Consider the following 8,169-nt stretch of genomic DNA (forward strand, 5'->3'; position numbering starts at 1 on the left):
AGCGGCGTGACCACCGTCTTCCGCCCAGGCCGGTGCCGGATGGTCAGCGGCACCCAGACCGTGATGTACGTCGCGTCGCCCATCCTGTGCCGCTCAGCGGGGCCACTCAACCTGGCGATAGGTCGGCCGGAGCGGCGGTTCGAGAGGTAGGAGGAAGCGCTACAACTGGGTTCGGACCCTTTGCGGACCTTGGGAGCATGGCCTGAACCGGCATTCCAGAGTCCGTTCGAGCGCCGTGCGCACCTCCGGCGGGCTTTGCGACAGGGCCACGACATTCAGCACTTCGACCGCGCCGCGGACGGAGCCCGCACGGAGCACGGCTGAGAAGCGGCGGAACGCGCAGTCGTTCAGCATGCCGGAGAGGCTGTCCGCGGCGCGGCCGATCAACACTCCACGACGTTCACCGCGAGGCCGCCGAGCGAAGTTTCCTTGTACTTGTGTGACATGTCGAGGCCGGTCTGCCGCATCGTGGCGATCGCCTGGTCGAGGCTGACTAGGTGACGCCCGTCGCCGTGCAGCGCGAGCCTCGCGGCGTTGATCGCCTTGACTGAGGCGATTGCGTTGCGCTCGATACATGGCACCTGGACGAGGCCAGCGACAGGATCGCAGGTCAGCCCGAGATTGTGCTCGAGGCCGATCTCCGCAGCGTTCTCGACCTGGGCATTGGTACCGCCGAGCGCCGCCGCAAGCCCCGCCGCTGCCATCGCACAGGCCGATCCGACCTCGCCTTGGCAGCCCACTTCCGCACCGGAGATCGATGCGTTGCGCTTGATGATTGCGCCGATCGCGGCGGCGGCGAGGAGGAAGGTCTGCACCCCTCCCACATCGGCGCCCGGCACGAAACGCTCGTAGTAATGCAGCACGGCCGGGATGATGCCGGCGGCACCGTTGGTCGGGGCTGTCACGACCCGTCCACCCGCGGCGTTCTCCTCGTTCACCGCCAGCGCCCACAGGTTCACCCAGTCCATCGCCAGGAGCGGGTCCGCCTCGTTCCTGAGCGACTGCCCCTCCAGCTTCCGCCGAAGAGCCGGCGCGCGGCGCCGTACGCGGAGACCGCCGGGCAGCTCGCCCTCGCCACGCAGGCCGCGCGCGGTGCACGCCTGCATGGCTGCCCAGATCCGGGCGATGCCGGCCGAGACGTCAGACGGGCTTTGCCGGCTGGTCTCGTTTGCCCGCATGAGTTCGGCGATCGAGAGCCCGGCCGCCTCAGCGCGCGCGAGTAGTTCGGCGGCGTCGCTGAACGGGTGGGGTACCGGCGCGTCTCCAGCGGAGTCCAACCCGGCGAGTGCGTTCCCGTGCTCGTCCAGGACGAAGCCGCCCCCAATTGAGTAGTAGGTGCGCGAAACGTCCGAATGGCCGCCAGCGATAGCGGCGATGCGAAGGGCGTTCGGATGCCGCGGCAGCGTTTTGCGGGGAAGAAAGACGATGTCGCTCGCCGGATTGAACGGCACGCGTCGTCCGTTGGACAAGGGCAGCCAACGCAGCCTCCGTATTCCATCGACGATGGAGGCCCCCTCATCGGGATCAATCGTATCGGGTTGGGCTCCGGTCAGCCCGAGCATGGTGGCAACATCCGTCGCGTGTCCCTTGCCGGTCAGTGCAAGAGATCCGAAGAGCTCCACCCGGAGCCGTTCCACCGGGAAGTCCTTGCTGAGGCCGCTCGCGAAGCTCGCGGCGGCGACCATCGGCCCCACGGTGTGGGAGCTGGACGGGCCTACGCCGATCCGGAACAGATCGAACAGGCCGATCCAGGTATGAGCTGTTTGACCCATGCCAGGAGAACGCACTCGAGCCCGATTGGTCAGATGAGGCATGCAAAACCGTTCAAGCACAAGCCTGTTCCGGCGACCTGCCCTCGCCGCGTCGTCGACAGAGGCAGCCCGCAGATCTGTCCGGCTCTGCCCGGCAAAGGGGAGATTGAGGCTGCTCTCCGCCCCAAGTGGTAGCCTCGGCCAGGAAGGCTACTTCGGCAGGCGACCTAAATCGGACCTTCGCAGCACTCCACCCGTTCAGGAGGCTGCCTCACTGCTGCGCGCCTGAAGCACGATTTCTGCGGCTGGCGGGACAAACGCCCGACGCTGCGAGGGCCACACGGCAGGCGGTACAGCGGGTCGGCGTCACTCCGGCAGGCCGCAGGCGCCCAGCGCCTCGCCGAGCGCCGCGGCCAACTCCGGAGCGCAATTGACGCCTGCGAGCTGGCGACCGGACCGGAACACCGGCTGCAGCGCCATCACGCGCTCCGCCGCGGCGCGGGCGGCGTCGAAGCTGCCGAGCCGTGCCAGCGTCGCCGCGAGGATCATGTGCGAGATGCTGTGCGCCGGGTTCGCGTGCACGCCCTTCGTGGCGGCGGCCGCCGCCTCCTCGGCCCGGCCTTCGACGAAATGGTCGAGCGCCAGCGCGTGATAAGCGGCAAAGGCCCAGGGATCGAAGGGGCTGAGCCGCAGCGCGCGCTCGCCCCAAGCCATGGCCCGCCCCGCATGCCCCGCCCAGCCATGCACCACGCTGCCGAGGATGTAGGTCACGGCGGAGGATGGGCTGACCGCCAGCGCCGCCTCGAAGGCAGCCGCCCCGGCACGGCGGTCATGCGCGTCCATGGCCAGCGAGAAGCCCGCGAAGGTCAGCGCCAGGGCGTCGTCCCGGCCATGCGCGATCGCCGCCTCCGCGTGCCGGATCGAGGCGGCACGATGTACGTCCGACAGGCCCGCGCGCAGGAACAGATTGTGGTGGCACATCGCCGCGAAGGCATGCGCCAGCCCGTAGCGCGGCTCGAGTTCCAACGCCTGGCCGAGCAGGCCGAGGGCGCGCGATGACTCGGCCGGCATGCCGGTGAAGACGTCGGGCTGCGCCCGCAGCACCAGGTCGTAGGCGTCAAGGCTCTCAGGCCGGAGGCGCCGGACCCGCTCGACCTCGGCCTGGCGCAGGCTCGGCTCGATCGCGCCCACCACGGACAGCGCGATGTCGTCCTGCAGCGCGAACAAGTCTTCCAGCGGCCGGTCGTAGGTCTCGGCCCAGACCAGCCCGCCCGCCTCGCTCTCCACCAGCCGCAAAGCGACACGGATGCGACCGGCGCCCTTGCGTAGGCTTCCCAGCAGCAGATAGCGGACCCCGAGCGCGCGCCCGGCCTCGCAGGGGTCGACCTCGTGGCCGCGGTAGACGGCACCGGAACTGCGGGCCGTGACGAACAGTCCCTTGATGCGCGACAGGCCGCCGGTGATGTCCTCCGCCATGCCGCCACAGAAATAGTCCTGCGCCGGATCGGTGCTGAGGTTACGCAGGGGCATCACCGCGACCGAGGGCCGGTTTGGCAGCGTGGGTGCGGCTGGCGTGGCACCGACCGGCCCGACATAACGGTAGCCACGCCGCGGCAAGGTTTCGATCCAGCAGGCGCCGTTCTCACTCTCCGCCAAGGTCCGGCGCAGCGTCGCTATTTGGACCGTGAGGTTGCTGTCCTCGACCGCAAGGCCCGGCCAAGCGGCACGGAACAACTCCTCCTTCGAGACAGGCACGCCAGCACGGGCCACCAGCGCCTGCAGCACGGCGATCGCGCGCGGGCCGAGTGCCACAGGCACGCCGCCGCGCAGCAGCAGCTTCGTCTCGATGTCGAGCCGGAAAGGCCCGAGGTCCAGCCATGGCGCCATGCCGGCATTCGGCCCGGACAGCCAATCTTTTGCAACTTTTTCGGACCGCCTTCACGACCTCGGAGGATGCAAGTGAAAGGCTGCGCTCGCCGTGGCGGACCACCACGCGCCACAGTGGAAGGAGGACAGCGATGCATGCAGCCCCCGTTATCCATCTCCCCGACGAGGCGCCCCGGCTGACGGTGGCGGGCCATCCCATGGCGGTCCTGGTGACCGCCCGGGAGTCCCGCCACGCCTGCATGTTCGACTGGGTGGTGCCGCCGCGCTTCGCCACCGGCCTGCACGTCCACCGCGTGCAGGAGGAGACCTTCTACGTGCTCGACGGTGCCTGCGAATGGCAGGTCGGGAACCGCTTGGTGACAGCCCGGCGCGGAGCCTATGTCTTCATACCGCCGGGCGTCCCGCACGACATCCGCAATCCCGGCGACGTGCCGGCGCGCCTGCTGATGACGGTCTCGCCGCCCGGCCATGAGCAATATTTCGAGGAGTTGTCAGGTCTCACGGCGCAGGGGCGGCCGGATCCGGAGGCCCTGGCGGCACTGAGGCGGCGCTTCGACACCGATCAGCTCTCGACGCTCACGGTTACCGGGTAATTGCCGTCGCATTTGGCAGTCCACCTCGGCTGTACGTAGCTTCGCATGGCCCATGGGAGCGAGTGCGGGAAGCAGCCGCCGCAGGAGTAGCAGCCCAAGGCTGGCGAGGCAGGATCGGGCGCAGTGCCAGCACCAAGTCCAGGTCCACCGGTGCTGGCGGGGAAGGACCGCTTCACGCCCCACGCGGCTGTAGCTTGGACCAAGAAGGCTACCGCGGGGTTCGACCCTACTCAGCTGTGAGGAGGGAAAGCGGTCTGAATCGCCTCCCAAACGATATGATATACTCTTCGACCGGCGCGGTCAGGCTTGTGTATTATTAAGAATGCTTGTGAGAGCAGTAGATCGGCTTTCAAATACACAAGTAAAGTACATGTGAGGCCGCTTTCCAGCGAGTAAGGAACGCGTGCCTTGCTGCCTGCCGCGTACACGCGCTGCGGTTGATCTTTGGCCGAATAGGCTCGATGGCCGCGCGCTTGCTCCCGCTGGTCGCCCGACCGAGCCTGCGCTGCACCGCGCTCGCGCGGGTGACCTTGGGGCCTATTGCAGCCGCACCTCCCGTCCGAGCATCGTCTCGTAGACCTTGAGCATGGCGCTGGTGTCCAACTGCCCATAGCCGAGGCCGCGCGCCATCCGGAGCAGGGCCAGCGCCTGCGGCGCGAGCAGCCCCGGCACGCCATGCTCCGCTGCCAACTCCACCGCCAAACCGAGATCCTTGGCCGCGAGGTCAAGCGCGAAGCTCGGCGTGAACTCGCCTTTCAGCCCGCGTGCTGCCAAGCCGCGGAAGCCCGTGCTGTCGCCCGAGCCGTTCTGGATGATGTTGGTCAGCTTGTGCAGGTCGATACCAGCCATCGCGCCGATCATCATGCCTTCTGCCGCGACCGCCATGTTGCACAGGACGAGCATGTTGTTGATCAGCTTGGCAACCGAGGCGCTGCCGACCGGTCCAACATGCACCTGGGTGCCGCTGAAAGCGGCCAGCAGGGCACGATGCTGGTCGAACACCGCTTCGTCGCCGCCGACCATGACCACGATGCTGGCGTCGACCGCACGCACCACCCCTCCGGTCACCGGCGTATCGAGCAGCGTGATGTCCCGCGCCGCCAGTTCCTGGTGCAGTCGCTTCACCATCGTCGGCGAGTTCGTGCTGAGATCGAAGAGCACCGTGCCGGGCCGCGCCGCTGCCGCGATCTCCCTGGCCACCATTTCGACATGCTGCGGCGTCGGCAGGGAGGTGAAGACCACCTCGCATGACGCGGCCAGCGTCGCCAGTCCGTCCGCCGCAGTCGCGCCCTGGGCAGTGCAGGCGCGAACAGCCTCGGCGTTGAGGTCATGCACGATGACCTCGTGATTCACGCCCTTCACCAGGTTGCGGCACATGGGCCCGCCCATATTGCCCAAGCCGACAAAGCCGATCCGCATGGCGTTCCTCCCGGCCCTCACCCGGGCCATATTCTTGCCAGCCATGAGGGCACCCGACGGCCTCAAGCGCAAGCTCTGCGCGGGCGCAGATCTCGGGTTCGCCGTCCAGGCCGGCTGTCGCGTTTCCTGATGGGCGTCGTCCCATCGCGGATCAGCGGTGTGGCCTGCGCTGATCGGTGCCGCCGCGCGCTTGCGGCTGACCCTTGACCCACGCCGAGACGGCTGGCGCGGTGTTCGGCTGGCCCGAGGGGGCTGCGGGTGTTGCTCGGCCGGTCTGGGTGCGACGCGTCACAGTCCGATCTTGCCGGCGGGCGAGCCGGTGACGAGCTTCGCGCGGCGGACGTAGCGGCGCATGCTGCCGAGATGGCGGTGGCGGGAGTGGGCCATGATCTCCTCGTCGCCGAGGCCCTGGCGGTAGGCCTCGGTGATGAAGCCAGCGCGGAGCCCGTACGGGCTGACCGGCTCGAGGCGGGTGCCCTGGATGCCGGCCTGCTCGGCGCGGCGGCGGAGGATGCGGCGCAGGCTCTCGGGCTGCAGCCGGCCGGGCTCGACCACGCCCCAGCAGCAGCAGGGCGCGGTCGCGCTGGCCGGCGAGGTCGTGGCCGCAGGCAGCGGCGAGGGCGCGGATTTCGGGGAGCGTCAGGGCGGCGGCCTGGCGCCGGGCGGAGCCGGCCTGGCGGGCGAGGCCGGCGGTGGCATCGGCGACCAGCGAGTCGCGCAGGTCGACGGGGTGGCCGTGGCCGCGGCTGAGCCAGGCGACGGCCTGCAGCCGGCGGCGGATGGTGCTGATCCGGGCGCCGCGGTGGCCGAGATCGGCGACGAAGGCGGCGAGCGCGGCTGGGCTGGCGGGGAAGCCGCTGCGGCGGCAGAAGTCCCACCAGTCGCGGCAGTCCGCGGCAGAGCGCCGAGTGAGCGCTTGCTGGATGCCGGCTGTGGCCGCGCCGCTTGCGAGGAAGGCCGGCACCATGCCAAGGCACAGAGCCCCACGCCGACTGTCAGGTGATGCGCGTTCGGTGGCGAAGTTGGGTGCTGGCGGGTATTCGACCCTATGGACGACAGCAGACCTGACAGGTCACCCGGCACTGCCACGCGGGCCGACGCACTCCGAGAGCGCCTCCGCCGAGGCCAGGCCATTGCCGCACAGGCGGATCGTGCCCAGGCCGTGGGCGGCCCGCCAAACGAGGAGGAGACAGCGCGCCTCGTGGCCGATTTTCATGCTCAGGGTGGTCAGGTTACCATCTGCCCGCCGGCCACCAATGAGCCGACCGACACCGAGGCCAAGCGCTAGGCGTCGAACATTAGACATAATCCGTGTGGCGACGCCATCCCTCCGGCGCATCGCCAGTGCGGGCCTGCTCCATCACCTTCAGCGCGGCAGGAACAAGCACGTCGTAGTCGCCGGGCTTCTGGAGCCTCACTGTTGGCCAACCTAGGCCACGCAGGTCGGCTTGTGGCGCGTCGGTGTCGAAGCCGGTGATGACCACCACGGGCAGATTCGGAGTGTGCTGCCGCAGCGCGCGGATGACACGCTGACCGGCGACGTCGCTACCGAGATGCAGGTTCACGACTGCGACCGCGATCCGGCCTGCCGCTGCGGTCTGTGCCATAGCTTCAGTCTCATCTGCGGCGAAGATCGTATCGAACCCTGCCGCGGCGAGCAGACCATCGGTCAGGAGGGTGAGTAGGGCCTCATCTTCGACGATCAGGGCCAGTGGCCGCGTCTGGCCCATCATGTTGCAATCTCGCATTACCAAAACATAATGGTGTATGTATTATTGCGTTAGAACCCTATTCCGGCGACTGCCGGCGAACGTGAAAAGGGGGGTCGCCCCAGTGAGGCAAGCTGAGGCGACCCATCGGCAAAGTGGGGCCGTGCTTGTCTGGGATGCGGAGTCAGCGCACGGCTCCCAACCGCCAGCATTGGCGGTAGCGGCATTCAGTCATGATCAGAATGCATGCGCCAGAACTGATTTCTCGGGCATCATTGCACAAACTGGAGAAAGACGGTCTGGGCTTGCCGTTAGCCCTGGCGCTCGCGAGCCCTTTCGATGCGGATGCAAGCGATCGCGGGTAGGTAACCGTTGCCGCTTGCCCCAAACCCTGAGCGGCATACACGGCGCCCGCTTCCTTCCCCCCCGATCGAAGCGGGCTGCCCCCCAATCGGGGATTGAACAAGCAGACAGCAAACCTAGCCGCAATCGACGCCGTCGCGACGCATTGGCCGGATGCTGCCGGTCCTGACGGACGGCAGTGCCCCTGGGCCGTCTCCTGCTTTCCCTCTGCGCGAGACGGCTCGCTCCGCCTGGAACTCCCAATCATGAGCCGGGCGGAGGCGGCCGATTTGCGCCCAGACCGATCAAGTGCCGCACGCGCCTGCGGCTGGCGGGGTGTTCGGCCGGTCCGATGGGGCTGCGGGTGGTGGTGGCGCGTCCGGCGTGCGGCGCCTCACAGTCCGACCTTGCCGGCGGGCGAGCCGGGCGCGACGGGTAGCGTCCGCGGAGGTGGTGGAAAATCCGGCC

7 protein-coding genes are annotated in these 8,169 nt (G+C 68.5%); 2 read left to right on the forward strand and 5 right to left on the reverse strand.

Translation table 11 applies throughout. From position 1 onward, the window contains the following. Positions 1 to 383 precede the first annotated feature (383 nt). Positions 384 to 1,772 carry an L-serine ammonia-lyase gene (locus tag Q7A36_RS36720; RefSeq protein WP_305108762.1) on the reverse strand — a complete coding sequence of 463 codons (1,389 nt, stop codon included), beginning with the start codon at positions 1,770 to 1,772 and terminating at the stop codon, positions 384 to 386. Positions 1,773 to 2,117: 345 nt separating this feature from the next. Beyond that, a complete protein-coding gene (locus tag Q7A36_RS36725) occupies positions 2,118 to 3,638 on the reverse strand; it encodes a winged helix-turn-helix domain-containing protein (RefSeq protein ID WP_305108756.1) in 1,521 nt (506 codons plus the stop codon). Between the two features lie 131 nt (positions 3,639 to 3,769). Between Q7A36_RS36725 and Q7A36_RS36730 the strand changes: the two genes are divergently transcribed. Then, positions 3,770 to 4,231 carry a cupin domain-containing protein gene (locus tag Q7A36_RS36730; RefSeq protein WP_305108757.1) on the forward strand — a complete coding sequence of 154 codons (462 nt, stop codon included), beginning with the start codon at positions 3,770 to 3,772 and terminating at the stop codon, positions 4,229 to 4,231. Between the two features lie 537 nt (positions 4,232 to 4,768). Here Q7A36_RS36730 and Q7A36_RS36735 read toward each other — a convergent pair. Continuing rightward, the gene (locus Q7A36_RS36735; RefSeq protein WP_305108758.1) at positions 4,769 to 5,650 is read right to left on the reverse strand and encodes an NAD(P)-dependent oxidoreductase; all 882 of its coding nucleotides are present in this window, start codon (positions 5,648 to 5,650) and stop codon (positions 4,769 to 4,771) included. Between the two features lie 288 nt (positions 5,651 to 5,938). Beyond that, positions 5,939 to 6,205: a site-specific integrase gene (locus Q7A36_RS36740; protein WP_305108759.1), complete on the reverse strand. Its 267-nt coding sequence runs from the start codon at positions 6,203 to 6,205 to the stop codon at positions 5,939 to 5,941. A gap of 43 nt (positions 6,206 to 6,248) precedes the next feature. Between Q7A36_RS36740 and Q7A36_RS36745 the strand changes: the two genes are divergently transcribed. Further along, entirely contained in the window at positions 6,249 to 6,653 is a 405-nt protein-coding gene (locus Q7A36_RS36745) for a hypothetical protein (protein WP_305108760.1), read from the forward strand. A gap of 295 nt (positions 6,654 to 6,948) precedes the next feature. Here Q7A36_RS36745 and Q7A36_RS36750 read toward each other — a convergent pair whose 3' ends face one another. Then, positions 6,949 to 7,383 (reverse strand): response regulator, encoded by a 435-nt coding sequence (locus Q7A36_RS36750; RefSeq protein WP_305108761.1) that lies wholly within the window; start codon positions 7,381 to 7,383, stop codon positions 6,949 to 6,951. Positions 7,384 to 8,169: the final 786 nt, after the last annotated feature.

It is taken from the genome of Paracraurococcus lichenis (assembly GCF_030657435.1).
GTDB classification, from domain to species: Bacteria; Pseudomonadota; Alphaproteobacteria; order Acetobacterales; family Acetobacteraceae; genus Paracraurococcus; species Paracraurococcus lichenis.

Excerpts from the sequence above, each read along its gene's own strand:
- Q7A36_RS36750 (WP_305108761.1), bottom strand. The coding sequence starts at position 7,383 with ATGATGGGCCAGACGCGGCCACTGGCCCTGATCGTCGAAGATGAGGCC.
- Q7A36_RS36725 (WP_305108756.1), bottom strand. The coding sequence starts at position 3,638 with ATGGCGCCATGGCTGGACCTCGGGCCTTTCCGGCTCGACATCGAGACG.
- Q7A36_RS36735 (WP_305108758.1), bottom strand. The coding sequence starts at position 5,650 with ATGCGGATCGGCTTTGTCGGCTTGGGCAATATGGGCGGGCCCATGTGC.
- Q7A36_RS36720 (WP_305108762.1), bottom strand. The coding sequence starts at position 1,772 with ATGGGTCAAACAGCTCATACCTGGATCGGCCTGTTCGATCTGTTCCGG.
- Q7A36_RS36730 (WP_305108757.1), top strand. The coding sequence starts at position 3,770 with ATGCATGCAGCCCCCGTTATCCATCTCCCCGACGAGGCGCCCCGGCTG.